9 protein-coding genes are annotated in these 14,784 nt (G+C 65.7%); 2 read left to right on the top strand and 7 right to left on the bottom strand.

The window, feature by feature from the left end; translation table 11 throughout:
- Nucleotides 1–54: 54 nt before the first annotated feature.
- Nucleotides 55–1,737, top strand: a complete 1,683-nt coding sequence (locus ACFPK0_RS08155; protein ID WP_377339694.1) for a sensor domain-containing diguanylate cyclase — start codon at nucleotides 55–57, stop codon at nucleotides 1,735–1,737.
- Nucleotides 1,738–1,791: 54 nt separating this feature from the next.
- Here the strand turns inward: ACFPK0_RS08155 and ACFPK0_RS08150 are convergent, their stop codons facing one another.
- From ACFPK0_RS08150 to ACFPK0_RS08135, 4 genes are read right to left on the bottom strand one after another with little or no spacing between them, the layout of a single operon-like run.
- Complete coding sequence (locus ACFPK0_RS08150) at nucleotides 1,792–4,059, bottom strand: thiamine pyrophosphate-dependent enzyme (RefSeq protein ID WP_377339692.1); 2,268 nt, start codon at nucleotides 4,057–4,059, stop codon at nucleotides 1,792–1,794.
- Between the two features lie 27 nt (nucleotides 4,060–4,086).
- Nucleotides 4,087–4,593: a nucleotidyltransferase family protein gene (locus ACFPK0_RS08145; protein WP_377339690.1), complete on the bottom strand. Its 507-nt coding sequence runs from the start codon at nucleotides 4,591–4,593 to the stop codon at nucleotides 4,087–4,089.
- On the bottom strand, nucleotides 4,590–5,132 hold the full coding sequence (locus tag ACFPK0_RS08140) for a GNAT family N-acetyltransferase (RefSeq protein WP_377339688.1): 543 nt from the start codon (nucleotides 5,130–5,132) through the stop codon (nucleotides 4,590–4,592). Before ACFPK0_RS08140 ends, ACFPK0_RS08145 begins: the two co-directional genes overlap by 4 nt.
- A 54-nt stretch (nucleotides 5,133–5,186) precedes the next feature.
- On the bottom strand, nucleotides 5,187–6,356 hold the full coding sequence (locus ACFPK0_RS08135; RefSeq protein ID WP_377339686.1) for an acyl-CoA dehydrogenase family protein: 1,170 nt from the start codon (nucleotides 6,354–6,356) through the stop codon (nucleotides 5,187–5,189).
- Between the two features lie 181 nt (nucleotides 6,357–6,537).
- On the opposite strand from ACFPK0_RS08135, the gene ACFPK0_RS08130 reads away from it, so the two are divergent.
- A complete protein-coding gene (locus ACFPK0_RS08130; protein ID WP_056079346.1) occupies nucleotides 6,538–7,413 on the top strand; it encodes a DMT family transporter in 876 nt (291 codons plus the stop codon).
- Nucleotides 7,414–7,440: 27 nt separating this feature from the next.
- Here the strand turns inward: ACFPK0_RS08130 and ACFPK0_RS08125 are convergent, their stop codons facing one another.
- The 3 genes from ACFPK0_RS08125 to ACFPK0_RS08115 all read right to left on the bottom strand — a co-directional run bounded on the left by ACFPK0_RS08125 (nucleotide 7,441) and on the right by ACFPK0_RS08115 (nucleotide 14,397).
- Nucleotides 7,441–8,370, bottom strand: coding sequence for a 5'-nucleotidase (locus tag ACFPK0_RS08125; RefSeq protein ID WP_056079349.1), 930 nt, complete (start codon nucleotides 8,368–8,370; stop codon nucleotides 7,441–7,443).
- Nucleotides 8,371–8,444: 74 nt separating this feature from the next.
- Nucleotides 8,445–9,206: an NAD kinase gene (locus ACFPK0_RS08120; protein WP_056603960.1), complete on the bottom strand. Its 762-nt coding sequence runs from the start codon at nucleotides 9,204–9,206 to the stop codon at nucleotides 8,445–8,447.
- Between the two features lie 256 nt (nucleotides 9,207–9,462).
- Entirely contained in the window at nucleotides 9,463–14,397 is a 4,935-nt protein-coding gene (locus ACFPK0_RS08115; protein WP_377339683.1) for an NAD-glutamate dehydrogenase, read from the bottom strand.
- Nucleotides 14,398–14,784 lie beyond the last annotated feature (387 nt).

Here is a 14,784-nt window from a genome sequence, read left to right as displayed (position 1 = left end):
GCCAGGTCGAAAACAATCAGCGCTTTTTGCCACCTCCCGTGGCTCGGCTGTCTGATGCTGAGCCTGCTGTCGATTGGCATTGTCCGCGCCGCCACACCACTGGATGGCGCCTGGCGCACGGTGCATGCGGGCGATACGCCGCAACAGGTGCTGCAGGATTTTCACAACGGCACGCTGACCCGCTTCGATCCCGCCATGCTGCAGCAGTTCCCGCGCAGCAACCTTGGCAGCTGGGTCGTGCTTGCGCCGCAACCCCCCTGGGTCGATGAAGAAAGGGTGCTGGCGATTTACCCGCCCCCGGCCGGCATCATCACCATCTATCCCGCGGCAACCGACGTCGTCGCCCCCTTGTCGCGCAGGGATATTTCGGCACCGGCCCATGGCCACGGCCGGCTGGCGTGGTACGTGCCGACAACACAACCGCCCTCCGCACCGATTGTGCTGAAGTTCGAACCCACGACCGCCGTCGCCGCACCCGTGCGGTTCGACCTGCAGCCGTGGGGCGAATACCTGCAGAAGGACGCCAGCTGGCTGGTCTTCGCCACCGCGTGCTTCGCCGTGATGCTGGCGATGGTGCTGATGGCACTGTGTTTTTCGCTGATGCTGCGCGACGTCACCTACACCTGGTACGCGGGCTACATCCTCTGTTATGCGCTGATACAGGCCGCGCAGAGTGGCTTCCTGTTTCATCCGCTGGAGTGGCATTGGCTGGACGGGATAGCGCCCGCGCTCGAAGCCATAGCCACCGCCGCCTCGGTGGCATTCGCGTCGCTGTTCATGGTGCGGTTCTGCGAATTGCAGCGCTACGCACCGCTGCTGCGTGTTCTCATCGGCGGGCTGGCCGTCTGCATGGCGGCACTGGTCATCATGCAAGGTAGCCGCATCGACCTGCTCCAGCAGAGGATGTCATTGCTGCTCAATCCGCTGCTGTTGCTGGGGGCCACCTTGCTGTCCATCGCCGCCATCATCGCCGCCGCACGCGGTTCGAGGCATGCGTGGTTTTTCCTGGTCGGTTGGGTACCGCTGCTGGCGCTTACGGCAATCAGCAGCGCACAGATGAACGGCGCGCTGCCCAGCCTGGGCTGGATCAACCAGGCGGCGCTTGGCGTAGGTGCGTTCGAGGCCATCGTGTTGTCGCTGGGTCTGGCCGACCGTGCGCTGGTGCTGCGCCGCGACCGCGACACCGTGCGCGTACTGGCCGAACGCGACATGCTGACCAATGCCTTCAACCGCCGCGCATGGATCGAGCGCGCCGAGAAAGCGCTGGCCAGCGATCCCCCGCAATCACTGGCCGCCCTGTTCCTGGACCTGGATCACTTCAAGCAGCTCAACGACCACCACGGCCACAGCGCGGGCGATCACGCACTGACGTCGGTGGCGGCAGCGCTTGAAACGGAGCTGCGGCCCGCCGACTTGTTCGGCCGCTATGGCGGCGAGGAATTCGTGGTTTTGCTGACCGGTGCCACGGTGGCGCAAGCGATGCAGGTGGCCACACGGCTGTGCCGCCGCGTGCACCGGCTGGAGATTCCGGTGGACGAGGGAGAGCAGCGGCTCACGATCAGCATCGGCATCGCCATGCGTATCGAGGGCGACACCGTTGCGTCACTGGTGGATCGCGCCGACCAGGCCATGTACAAAGCCAAGCTCGGCGGGCGCAACCGCACCTTTCTGCATCGTGTCGCCACGCCACACTCGGCACGACCGCGGTTGCATATCATCGATGGAAACGGCCGGTAACAGGCTTTCGCCGCCGACGCCCACACTGGCGCCTGCTTGAAGCCTCCGGTTCAGTCACCCCAGCTTGCGGGCAGCCGCCACCACATCGTCTACACCCGGCAAAACCAGCAAGGCGGCACTCGCCAGCGGCGTGAAGGTGTCGGCGCCCACGACCCGGCGCAACGGCGTGGCACCGCAGCCGCCTTCGACGATCGCGGTGATCACGCCCTCGCCCACGCCCGCGCTCTTGCGGCCTTCATCCAGCACCAGGATGCGCCTGGCGCTCCTCGCCTGTGCCGCGATGAAAGCATCGTTGAGCGGCGCCAGCCAGCGCAGGTCGACCACGCGTACCTGCCACTTCAGCTCCGCTTCGATCGTGCGCGCGGCGCGCAACGCCATCGGCACGCCGTTGCCGAAGGTGAACACCACCAGGTCGTTCGCCCTTTCGTTGTAGACGCGGCCCTCGCCCAGCGTCATCGCCTGGTCGGGCGCGGGATAGTCGAACTGCCACTGGCCGTCGCCCGCTTCGTAAAGGTCCTTGGTCATGTACAGCGCGATCGGTTCGAGGAAGGCGCACACGCGGCCGTCGACCTTGGCCAGCGCCATCAGCGTGCGCAGCATCATCGCCGCGTCGTCGCCGCGGCTGGGGCAACCGACCACCAGGCCGGGGATGTCGCGCAGCGCGGTGATCGAGTTGTCGTTGTGGAAGTGGCCGCCGAAACCCTTCTGGTAACCCAGCGAGGCCACGCGCATCACCATCGGATTGCGGTACTGGCCGTTGGAGAAGAACTGCAGCGAGGCCGCCTCGCCGCGGATCTGGTCGCAGGCGTTGTGGAAGTACGCCAGGTACTGGATCTCGGGCATAGGCAGCATGCCCATGTTGGCGTAACCCTGGGCCAGGCCCAGGATCATCGTTTCATCGAGCAGCGTGTTGAACACGCGGCTACCCTTGAAGGTCTTGTTCAGCCCCTTGGTGACGGTGTAGACGCCGCCCTTCTGCGCCACGTCCTCGCCGAACAGCAGCGCCTCGGGATACTTCGCCAGCAGGTCGTGCAGGGCCTGGCCGATCTGGATGGCCAGATGCCGCGGCGGCAGTTTCTCGGGCAGCTTCCCCTCGCCGCCGAACACGGCGAGCCGCCTGTCGGCGTAGTCGGCGCGCTCGGCTTCGGCCTTCACCGCGGCCGGCGTGTATGGCGCCAGCGGGGCCATCACGTCGTCCAGCGAGGTCAGGCGATGACGCGAATCCGCATCCTCGGCGGCGGCGAAGCAGCGCTTGCGCGTGGCCTCGTAAAGATTCAGCAGCTCGTCCTTCGAGTACAGACCCGACTCCAGCGCGATACCGGCCGAACGCAGCAACGGGTCGGAGCATTCGACCGCGAACAGCTCCTCGATGCTGCGCCATTCGATCTCGAAATCGGTGCCGGCGTGGCCCATCACGCGGGTGGTCTTCAGGTGCAGGAAGGTCGGCCGGCGCGTCGTTCGGCAATGCTCCACCGCGCGCTGCACTTGGGCATAGCCTTCGGCAAGATCCAGACCGTCGGCGAAGAAATAGTCGAGATTGGCGCGATGCTGGTAATTGCTGGCTACCCAGCCACTCGGTGTCTTCACCGAGATGCCGATGCCGTTGTCCTCGCACACGAACAGCACCGGTGCGGGCAGTTTCTGGTACGCCGTCCAGGCCGCTGTATTGAACGCGGTCTGCGCACTGGCATGGTTGCTGGAGGCATCGCCGAACGAGCAGATGGTGATGCTGTCGTCGGGAATCGGCAGCTGATGGCCGATGCGCCGTGCCTGCTCGATCGCCACCGCAGTGCCCAGCGCCTTGGGCAGGTGCGAGGCGATCGTGGAGGTCTGCGGCAACACCCACAGCGGCTTGGAACCCCACACCTTGTGACGGCCACCGGAGGCCGGATCGTCCTTGCTGGCGGCGAAGGACAGCGCTGAGTCCATCACCGGGTCCATGCCCGGGATCTTGCGGAAACGTTCGGCCATGAAGGCGCCGGAACGGTAATGCAGGAACGCCGGATCGGTGTGGCGGGCCAACCGCGCCACCATCGCGTTGCCTTCGTGGCCGGACGAACCGATCGTGTAGAACACCTTGTTCTGCACGCGCAGCACGCGCGCCATCAGGTCGAGGTGGCGCGAGATCAGTTGCGATTCCAGCAACTCGCGGAAGCCGCGCGCATCCAGCGCACTGCCCGGCAACACGGCCTCGTCGTCGCGTGGCGCGGCACGGGTTTCGCGCTGCCACAGCTGCACGAACTCCAGAAAATTCTGGTCGACGACTTCGGCGCGATTGAAGCCCTTGTGGCGAGCGCCGAGGGCGAAGGGAATGGCTGTCATGGTGTGGTCGTTCTGATCGGGCGGTGGTCAACGGGAAGACAGGACCGGAATGGTGAAAGCAGCAGGCGTGAGTGCCCGCAACGCTTCGGCGTGCCGCATATCCTTTTCCCGTCCGAAACTTTTGAAGAGGCGAATCTGGTCGTCGAGGGAAGGCACCGGTACCGCCAGGCCGTTCACGCCCACCAGCACCAGGCGGCCGGGCGATACCGCCTGCCAGCGCTCATCGGCATGAACTTCAAGCGCGCCCATGATCTCCACCGCCGCGCCGGGAAAACGGAAACGGGCGAAATGCGAACGGAAGCGGCCGGCATCCGGCGGCGTGAACGCGGTTTCGCGCTGCGATGCCCAAACCGCCATCAACGTCTCGGCATCGGCACGCGAGGTCAGCACATCCACATCCGCCGCGCTTGCCTGCGCGCCGAGCAACAAAGCCGCGGTGCTGCCGATCAGGCACCACGGATCGACGCAGTGCACGTGCAGGTCGGGCACGATCTCGGCGAGAGTGGCGTAGAGCGCGGGCGTGAGATGGCTCATGCGCGGCGCCGACGCCATTGTTCGCGACTCTGGCCCCAGATATCGATCACCGCATCCTGGTGTGGAGGAGGCAGCTTGCCCTGGCCTTTCATCGTCGAACCCAGGCGCCTGGCCACGTTTTGCGAGGCGACATTGCCAGGGTCGATGCAATGGATGATGTCGTCCCAGCCAAGCGTGTCGAATGCCCAGTCGATGGCGGCGGTCCCGGCTTCGGTGGCATAGCCCTTGCCCCAGGCGCGCGGATGAAAGGCGTAACCGATCTCGTTGCCCGGCCAGCACTCCGGTTTCCACGGGCCTATCTGGCCCATCCACAGGCCGCTCTTTTTCTCGATCACACCGAACATGCCGAAACCTTGCACGAACCAGGCGCCCGGTTGCCACAGGAAGCGCCGCCATGCCTCCGCCCGCGTCACCGGCCCGCCGATGAACCGGCTCGCATCGGCATTGCCCTGCAATTCCGCGAAGCCGTCGAAATCCCCGGCACGCGGCGGGCGCAGGATCAAGCGGTCGGTTTCCAGAGTCGGACCCAAATGTGTCATGCCTTCGCCACCCTTGCCCGGCCTTCTCCCGTCAACGGAAGAAGCGCCACGAAATCAGAACGCGTTGATGCCGGTCAGCTCGCGGCCCACCACCAGTTCGTGCACGGTTTCGGTGCCCTCATAGGTGATCACCGATTCCAGGTTCAGCGCGTGGCGGATCGCGCCGTGTTCGGTGGTGATGCCAGCGCCGCCGAGAATGTCGCGGCACTGGCGCGCAATGTCGATCGCCATGCGGCAGTTGTTCCACTTCGCCAACGAGACCTGGGTCGGCTGCATCTTGCCGGCATCCTTCAGCCGGCCGAGCTGCAGCGACAGCAACTGCGCGGTGGTGATGCGCCGGGCCATGTCGGCCAGTTTCAGCTGCACCGCCTGGTTGGAGGCCAGCGGCTTGCCGAACAGGATGCGCTCGGCGGTGTAGTCGAGCACTTCCTTGAGGCAGGCCTGCGCCGCGCCGATCGGGCCCCAGGTGATGCCGTAGCGCGCCTGGGTGAGGCAGCCCAGCGGACCCTTCAAGCCCTTCACGTTCGGCAGGCGCGCGCTGTCCGGCACGCGCACGTTGTCGAAGAACAGCGCGCTGGTGACCGAAGCGCGCAGGCTCATCTTCTTGTGGATTTCCTGCGCCTTGAAGCCGGCCGTGTCGGTCGGCACCACGAAGCCCTGGATGCCGTCGTCCGTCTGCGCCCACACGATCGCGATGTGCGCCAGGTTGCCGTTGGTGATCCACATCTTGGCGCCGTTGATGACCCAGTCGTCGCCATCCTTCTTCGCATGGGTCTTCATGTTGGCCGGATCGGAGCCGCCGTGCGGTTCGGTCAGGCCGAAGCAGCCGATCACTTCACCCGCGGCCATCGGCGGCAGGTAATGTTTTTTCTGCTCCTCGCTGCCATAGGCGAAGATCGGGTACATGCATAGCGAGCTCTGCACTGAGGCGAAGCTGCGCAGGCCGGAATCGCCGCGCTCCAGCTCCTGGCAGATCAGTCCGTAGCTGACGCCGTTCATGCCCGCGCCACCGTATGCCTCGGGAATCGTGGCGCCGAGCAGGCCCAGTCCGGCGATCTCCGGAATCAGCTCCTTCGGGAAGCGGCCCTGGTCGAAGCAGTCGCCGATGATCGGCAACACGCGCTCATCGACGAAACGGCCGACGGAGTCCTGCACCATGCGCTCCTCGTCGGTGAGCAGCGAGCGGACATCATAGAGATCGAGCGGGTCGAGACGGGTAGCCATGCAATGGAGTCCGTAGGTCAAGGCAAGCTTCGCATTCTAGTCCGGCCGTCCGGAGCGGTCATGGCAAGCTGCAGCATCGGCGATAGGCGCAGCGGCAGGGCCGTGGGACAATCGTCGCGCCCGCCTCATCGCGCTGCACGCATGCTGCGATCGAAGTTTCCCCCGCCCTCTTCGGATACCCATGTTCAAAGGCATCCTGCTCGGTTTCCTGGCCTTTGCCGCCTTCGCGCTCAGCGACGCGTTCGTGAAGCTGTTGCACGGCTCGCTGCCTGCTTATGAGGCGGTGTTTTTCGGCGCCTTGCTGGGCCTGAGCGCACTGCCCTTCATCAAGGGAGAGGGCGACCGCTGGCGCGAGGTGCTGCTCGCGCAACGCCAGGGTTTGTGGGTCGTGCGCGCCGTCGCCAGCGCCATCGGTACGACCGCCGCCGTGATCGCGTTCACCGCGCTGCCGATGGCCGAGGCTTTCGCGCTGATCTTCCTGATGCCGATCTTCGTCACCATCCTGTCGGTGCTGGTATTGAAGGAGCATGTCGGCTGGCGCCGCTGGTCGGCGGTGGTGGCGGGTTTCCTCGGCGTGCTGGTGGTGTTGCGGCCGGGCTTCCGTGAACTCGGCGCCGGCCACCTTGCCGCGCTTGTCTGCGGCCTTGCCGGTGCCATCTCGATGATTGCCCTGCGCCTGTCCGGGCCACACGAAAAACGCATCACGCTGTACGGCGCCGGCGTGATCGGCTCGACGACGCTCGCCGGTATGCTGATGCTGACCAACTTCCGCTGGCCGCATTTGAGTCAATGGCTGTTGCTGCTCGGCTACGGTTTGCTCGCCGCACTCGGCGCGGTGCTGCTGATGCTGGCCACGCGCAGGGCGCCGGCGAATCATGTGGCACCCACCCAGTACAGCCAGATGCTGTGGGCCGTGCTGCTGGGCTATGTGCTGTTCGACGACCAGCTGGATTGGCCCATGGCAGTCGGCATTGCCATCATCCTCGGCGCCGGCCTGTTCACCTTCGTACGCGAGGACAAGGTCACGCGCTGGTGGAAGCGCACTCGCGTGGTGTGACGATCGATGGCGCGATACCGCAGCGGCTCAGCGGTTGCTGACGCCATGCGGGACATGCCCCGTTGCCACGTGCTTGCGTGCGGATTCCACGTTGGCCGGTGAGTCGTCGAAAAAGATGTCGGCACCGAAGGCATCCAGGAAAGGGCCCTTGTCGCGGCCCCCCAGGAACAGCGCCTCGTCGATGCGCACGCCCCAGCGGCGCAAGGTGAGGATGACGCGCTTGTGCGCGGGCGCGGAACGGGCCGTGACCAAGGCCGTGCGGATCGGCGAGTCTTCGGCGGGAAACGCTGCCTGCAGGCGGTGCAGCGCGGTAAGAAAACCGCGGAACGGGCCCACCGAAAGCGGTTCGGCGGCGTGCTCGGCCTCGCTGCGATGGAACGCTTCCAACCCTTCCTCGCGCGACACCCGTTCACCCTCGTCACCAAACAGCACGGCATCGCCATCGAATGCGATGCGCAACTGCTCGCTGGCGCGCGGCGGCGCGGTGCTAGGCAGGATGGTGGCGGCGGCGACACCGGCGGCGAGCGCGCGGCCGACGTCCTCCGCATTGGCGGAAAGAAACAGATCCGCCTTGAACGGCGCGATGTAATCGGACGTCGGCGCGCCGCTGGTGAAGGCGGCGCGGCTGATCTCCAGCTTGTAGTGCTGGATCGCGTTGAAGATGCGCAGGCCGGTGTCGCCCGAATTGCGTGACAGCAGGATCACCTCGACCGGCGGCACGTCACCGGCCAGCTTGTTGAGCCCCAACAGTTTCTGCACCAGCGGAAACGCCACGCCAGGCTGCAGGATCTCGTTCTCGTGCTCGATCTGGAAGTTGCGGTATGCATCCAGCCCGTCGCGCTCGAACAGCGAGTGGCTGTCACCGAGGTCGAACAACGCGCGCGAGGAAATGGCCACGACCAGTCGGTTGTCGCCGGCAGCTACCGGATCGTGCGCGTCGACGGGAGGAGTGGTCATGCGTCCTGTGCCTGATGGGAGGGATGGTTTTGAATCTAGCAAAGGTGGGGGTATGGGTGGGTGGGGGCAGCTCTTCACTCCGCCGCAAACTGCTCATCCAGTATCCGCTGCTCAAGATTGTGCTCAGGGTCGAACAGCAGCCGTACACCTTGATCGCCCGATTGCCGGATCGTTACCGTCAGCACATCGCGCACTTCATGGAAATCCGCGGTGGCGCTGACCGGTCGCTTGCCCGGATCGATGACGCGAAACGCCACTTCCGTGCGATGCGGAAGAATGGCGCCGCGCCAGCGGCGGGGGCGGAACGGGCTGATCGGGGTCAGCGCCAGCACGTTGGCATCCAGCGGCAGGATCGGGCCGTGCGCGGACAGGTTGTAGGCGGTGGAGCCAGCGGGGGTCGAGACCATGATGCCGTCGCACACCAGTGAGGTCAGCTTCACCGTGCCGTTCAACTGCACTTCCAGATGGGCGGCCTGGTTGCTCTGGCGCAGGAGCGACACCTCGTTGAACGCCTTGGCGACATGCGCGCGGCCGGCCACGTCGGTCACCCGCATTTCCAGCGGAAACAGCGACGCCACGTGCGCCCGCTCGATGCGTTCGGGCAGGTGGTCGAGCTGGTGCATGTTCATCAGGAAACCGACCTGACCCAGTTTCATGCCGTACACCGGCACGTCCAGGTCGCGATAGGCATGCAGGGTGCGCAGCATGAAACCATCGCCGCCCAACGCCACGATCAGCTCGGCCTGGGCTGGCGGTACATCGCCATACCGTTGCACCAATGCGTCGCGCGCCTGTTGTGCGACGGCGGTGTCGCTGGCGACAAAAGCAAAACGCATCGGAAGCCCTGACTGGCGGGAGAAGGCTGAAGGATACGACAGAGGGGGAGCTGCGCCCTAAAGTCCCGAGCTTCCCCGCAAGCCTTAACCCCCTCCCGGCCTCCCCCTGCGACCGAAGGAAGTCCCTTTTGGGACAAGCAGGGGGAGGAGCAGAAACCGAACGACCCGCCACAGGTCCGAGCTTGCCGTAATACCCTCCCCTGCTCGCAGTGGAGGGACCGGGTGGGTCAACCCGCGGGGAACTCCAACCGAAGCCTCAAACCGGCAACTGCGCCAGTTGCGCCAGTCGCCTGACGGCCACCGATGCAATCGGGTAATCGGCATTCTGGGTGAGGATCTCGGCCAGCATGCTGCGCGTGTGTTGCAGCGTGGCGTCGTCGCGTTGCAACCATGCCTGCACCGCGGAGACATCGCCGCTGTCGTCGACGCCCATGCTCAACACCTGCTGTGCCAGCGCCCGGTGCTGCTGGTTCAACTCATCCAGCAGCGAGCCGCGCGCCTGCGCATGCCAGTGGCCTTCCACCGGCAACGCCTCGATCTGGTCGCGCAACCAGCCCAGATCCAGCGCTTCGCCCAGTTCATAGAAGATGCGCGCCACTTTCTCGATCGGCTCGTCGCTTTGGCGGGCGATCTCGGCCATGTCCAGCGCCGCGCGCAGGTCTGGCATGCGGGCCAGCCGCAGGGCCAGCGCCGATGGCATGCCCAGGCCTTCCCATTTCTCGCGGTCGCAGGTGAAGTCGCCCTGGCCCGCCTTGCCCAGCACGTGCGGCAAGGCCTTGCGCAGATCCGACACCACGCCCTGGTAGCGCTCGACGTTGGCGGCGATATCCAGCGTGCCGCCGGGTCGGTTCAACAGCCAGCGCGTCATGTGCCGCAGCAACGCCCAGATTTTCAGGATCGCGTCGGTCTGGGTGCCTTCGGCCACCTTGCTGTCCAGCGCCTCAAGCTCGGCCCACAGCTCGCGGGCATCGAGAATCTCGCGCGCCGCGGTGTACGCCTTGGCGATGGCGGCGGGCCGCTGGCCGGTGTCCTCCTGCATGCGCATCATGAAGGTGGCGCCCATGCGGTTGATGGTGGAGTTGGTGACCGCGGTGGCGATGATCTCGCGTTTCAGGCGGTGGCGCTGCATGTGCTCGGCATACTTCTCATGCAGCGGCTCGGGGAAATAGCGCACCAGCTCGCGCGAGAGGTAAGGATCTTCCGGTACGTCCGAATCGAGCAGTTGCTGGAACAGCCGCATCTTGTCGTACGACAGCAGCACCGCCAGCTCCGGCCGACTCAGGCCCTGTTCGCGGCTCTTGCGCTCGGCCAGCTCGGCATCCGACGGCAGGTTCTCCACCTGGCGGTCCAGCGTGCCCTCAGCCTCCAGCGTGCGGATGAAATGCGCCATGGAACCGAGCCGGCGCACCGACTGGTGCTCCATCAGCGTGATCGCCTGGTTCTGCCGGTAGTTGTCCCACAGCACCAGCTTGCCGACCTCCTCCGTCATCGCCGCCAGTTGCTCGTTGCGGGCATCGACGCTGAGCTCGTTGCGCTTCACCGCATCGTTCAACAGGATCTTGATGTTGACCTCGTGGTCGGAGGTGTCCACGCCGGCGGAGTTGTCGATGAAGTCGGTGTTGAGCAGCACGCCGTTCTGCGCCGCCTCGATGCGGCCCTTCTGGGTGAAGCCCAGGTTGCCGCCCTCACCCACCACCTTGCAGCGCAGCTCCCCGCCATCCACGCGCAGCGCGTTGTTGGCGCGGTCGCGCACGTCGGCATGGCTCTCGCTGGCGGCCTTGACGTAGGTGCCGATGCCGCCGTTCCACAGCAGGTCCACCGGCGCCCGGAGGATCGCGCTGAGCAGTTCGTTGGGCGGCAGGTGCTCGACATCGGCCTTCAACCCCAGCGCGGTACGCACCTCGGCCGAGATCGGGATCGACTTGGCGCTGCGCGGATACACGCCGCCACCAGCGGAGATCAGCGAACGGTCGTAGTCGTCCCAGCTTGAACGCGGCTTGTCGAACAGGCGCTGGCGCTCGGCAAAGGAGCGCGCGGCGTCGGGCTTGGGGTCGAGGAAGACATGGCGATGATCGAACGCCGCCACCAGCTTGATGTGCTCGGACAACAGCATGCCGTTGCCGAACACGTCGCCAGACATGTCGCCGATGCCGACGCAGGTGAAATCCTGCGACTGCGTATCCACGCCCAGCGAGCGGAAATGGCGCTTCACCGACTCCCATGCGCCACGCGCCGTGATGCCCATGCCCTTGTGGTCGTAGCCATGCGAACCACCGGAGGCGAACGCGTCGCCCAGCCAGTAGTCGTGCTCGATCGAAATGGCGTTGGCGATGTCGGAGAACGATGCCGTGCCCTTGTCGGCGGCCACCACCAGGTACGGATCGTCGCCGTCGTGGCGCACCACATCCTGCGGGTGCACCACCTCGCCCTCGACCAGGTTGTCGGTGATGTCGAGCAGGCCGTTGATGAAGATGCGGTAGCAGGCGATGCCTTCGGCCAGCTGTGCGTCGCGGTCGCCATCGACCGGCGGCCGCTTGACGAAGAACCCGCCCTTGGACCCGACTGGCACGATGACGGTGTTCTTCACCATCTGCGCCTTGACCAGGCCCAGCACCTCGGTGCGGAAATCCTCGCGCCGGTCGGACCAGCGCAGGCCACCGCGCGCCACCGCGCCGAAGCGCAGGTGGATGCCTTCGACGCGCGGCGCGCAGACCCATATCTCGCGGTAGGGAATAGGCTTGGGCAGCCCGGGAACCTGATGCGGATCGAGCTTGTAGCTGATGTAATCGCGCGGCGCGCCCTCGTGATGCTGGAAGAAGCTGGTGCGCAGCGTGGCGCCGATGACGCTGACGAAGCTGCGCAGGATGCGGTCCTCGTCCAGGCTGGCGACGTTCTCCAGCAGCACGCCGATGGCGCTTTCCACGGCCTGGATCTGCTCCGCGCGCGGCCGCGACAGGGCGGCGCCGAGATCGGCGATCAACGACGGCTGCGCGCTCTGCACGTTAGCCGGGATCAACGCTTCCATCTCGGCCGCCAGCGTGGCGCCAGCGGCCTTCAAGGCCTCGGCCGACATATCCTCGCGGCGCGGATCGAACCGCGCCAGGAACAGCTCCACCAGCAAGCCGGCGATCGCCGGATAGCGGTTGAGCGTGTCTTCCATATACGCCTGTGAGAACGCCGCGCCCGTCTGCAGCAGGTATTTGCAATAGCCGCGCAACATGGCGATCTGGCGCCAGCTGAGCTTGGCGCCCAGCACCAGCCGGTTGAAACCGTCGTTCTCCGCGTTGCCGCGCCAGATCTGCTCGAAGGCTTCCTCGAACAAGGTACCGACCTGCTCCACGCTGAAGGTGAGCTTGCCGGCCGGTTGCACCTCGAAATCCTGGATCGACAGCGACGCGCCATCGCGCGGGATGTCGTAGACGTGCTCGGTGAGCACGCGCAGGCCCAGGTTCTCCAACTGCGGCAATACCTCGGACAGGGCGATGTCGCCGCCACTGCGGTAAACCTTGAAACGCAGCGTCTCCGGCGCCTTCAGCGGATGGTAGAACGACATCCGCAGCGCGTTTTCGCCCGACAGCAGCGACAGTGCGCGGATGTCTTCGGCGGCCACGGCGGGGCTCACGTCATCGACGTAACCCGGCGGCATCGCCTTGCCGAAACTGTTGGCGAGCAGCATGCCCTCGTGCTCGCCCTGCGAACGCACCAGCGCATCGCGTACATCGTCGTGCCAGTTGCGCACGATCGCCTCGACACCCTGCTCCAGCGTGCCCAGGTCGTAATCGGGGTGATCGCCGATGCGCGGCCGCACCACCACGTACAACCGGGTCAACGCGGCCTCGCCCATCTGCACCGACGAATCCACCTGCTCGGCATGCAACGCCTCGCCCAGCAGCGCCTCGATGCGCTCGCGCACCGAGGTGTTGAAGCGTTCGCGCGGCACGAATACCAGGCAGGCGAAGAAACGGTCATAGCGGTCGCGGCGGACGAACAGCCGGGCGCGCGCGCGCTGGCGCAGCTCCAGGATGCCGCTGGCGGTGGCAAACAGCTCGTCCTCGTTGCTCTGGAACAGCTCGTCGCGCGGCAACACTTCCAGGATGTGGCGCAGCGATTTGCCGGAGTGGGAATCGCGCTTGAGCTCCGAACGCACCAGCACCGATTCGACCTTGTGCCGCACCAGCGGCACATCCTGCGGCCGGGTCATGTAGGCACTGGAGGAGAACATGCCGATGAAGCGTTCCTCCGCCACTGCCTTGCCATCGGCATCGAATTTCAGCACGCCCACGTAATCCATGTAGCCGCTGCGATGCACGTGCGAGCGGGCATTGGTCTTGGTGAGGATGATGGCGTCGGTCGCACCCGAGTGCGGCAGTTCGCTGGCCGCCAGCGAGCGCACCGACCGCGGCGCCAGCGAATGATCGCTGTCACGCAGGATGCCCAGCCCGGTGGAGTCCACCGCGCGCAGCACCTGCTCGCCATCGGCCGCCACCACCTCGTACTGGCGGTAACCGAAGAAGGTGAAGTTGTCGTCGGCCATCCAGCGCAGGAAATCCGCCGCCTCGCGCACGGAATCCTCGTCCAGCGAAAGCTTGCGGTGCGGCAAGTCGGCGGCGATCGCCAATGCCTTGTCGCGCATAGCCGACCAGTCGCCCACGGCCTGGCGTACATCATTAAGCGCGTCGGCAACCTGTGTCTGCAGGCGCGAGCACAGCGCCTCGTCAACGATGCGGTCGATCTCGAAATGCATGATCGACTCGGGCACGCCGGACTCGTCACCGAGCCGCAGGAGCTGCCCCTCGGCGTCGCGCACGGCGTCCAACACCGGGTGGATCACCGCCTGAATCGACTGCCGGTTCTCCGCCACGATCATGCTGACGGTGTCCACCAGGAACGGCATGTCATCGGTGACCACCTGCAACAGGCTGCGGCCGGGGTGACCAGGCACCGCATCCAGCACCCGCACCAGCGCCTGCCCACGGGGTCGGCGTTGCATGAATTGCAGCAAGCCCGCGATCAATCCGGCCCACTGCTGCGGCGTGTGTGCGGCCACGTCGCCCGGCGCCATGCGGGCAAAAAAGACGTCGGTGAAGATGTTCGCCCCCGCCAACTGGGAGGGTTCGAGCCCCTGTGCTTTCAGGGCGTCGAGTACGGCATTGCGGGGGGATGTTGCGGTGGTCGCTTGGATCGCATTCATGGCTTCTACTGGGTAGTGAAAACAAAATGGCGTCATGCAACGTCGCCCCAGAATACTGCCGCGTCGCGAAGCACCACCACCGACCTCCGCCACTTGCATATTTCGCGCGGACAGTGATCCAGTTACGTGGCGCGCAAACGCGTGCGGCATCGGCTGCCTGCCGGCGCTTGTCCATACCACCACACCCGATGTCAACGGGTGGATTCACACCTGATTTAAAATGTAAACTGTCCGGTATAGTCTTGCCGGCCAAGGCCCGATGCTCCGCGAGGATTCGCGAAGCATCCGTCGGGCGCCCCTACCGTCGGCAAGACCCAAAGACATGAGGCAGCCGAGGCACGGCGCTGTATCGATCCCCTGGATCGGCAGCCGCGCACCGGTGCATCC

Source organism: Rhodanobacter ginsenosidimutans (genome assembly GCF_042655685.1).
Lineage (GTDB): Bacteria > Pseudomonadota > Gammaproteobacteria > Xanthomonadales > Rhodanobacteraceae > Rhodanobacter > Rhodanobacter ginsenosidimutans.
The sequence above is the reverse complement of the archived record's forward strand: the minus strand, read 5'-3'. Positions and strand labels throughout refer to the sequence as shown.

Excerpts from the sequence above, each read along its gene's own strand:
- ACFPK0_RS08155 (WP_377339694.1), top strand. The coding sequence starts at position 55 with ATGCTGAGCCTGCTGTCGATTGGCATTGTCCGCGCCGCCACACCACTG.
- ACFPK0_RS08150 (WP_377339692.1), bottom strand. The coding sequence starts at position 4,059 with ATGACAGCCATTCCCTTCGCCCTCGGCGCTCGCCACAAGGGCTTCAAT.
- ACFPK0_RS08145 (WP_377339690.1), bottom strand. The coding sequence starts at position 4,593 with ATGAGCCATCTCACGCCCGCGCTCTACGCCACTCTCGCCGAGATCGTG.
- ACFPK0_RS08140 (WP_377339688.1), bottom strand. The coding sequence starts at position 5,132 with ATGACACATTTGGGTCCGACTCTGGAAACCGACCGCTTGATCCTGCGC.
- ACFPK0_RS08135 (WP_377339686.1), bottom strand. The coding sequence starts at position 6,356 with ATGGCTACCCGTCTCGACCCGCTCGATCTCTATGATGTCCGCTCGCTG.
- ACFPK0_RS08130 (WP_056079346.1), top strand. The coding sequence starts at position 6,538 with ATGTTCAAAGGCATCCTGCTCGGTTTCCTGGCCTTTGCCGCCTTCGCG.
- ACFPK0_RS08125 (WP_056079349.1), bottom strand. The coding sequence starts at position 8,370 with ATGACCACTCCTCCCGTCGACGCGCACGATCCGGTAGCTGCCGGCGAC.
- ACFPK0_RS08120 (WP_056603960.1), bottom strand. The coding sequence starts at position 9,206 with ATGCGTTTTGCTTTTGTCGCCAGCGACACCGCCGTCGCACAACAGGCG.
- ACFPK0_RS08115 (WP_377339683.1), bottom strand. The coding sequence starts at position 14,397 with ATGAATGCGATCCAAGCGACCACCGCAACATCCCCCCGCAATGCCGTA.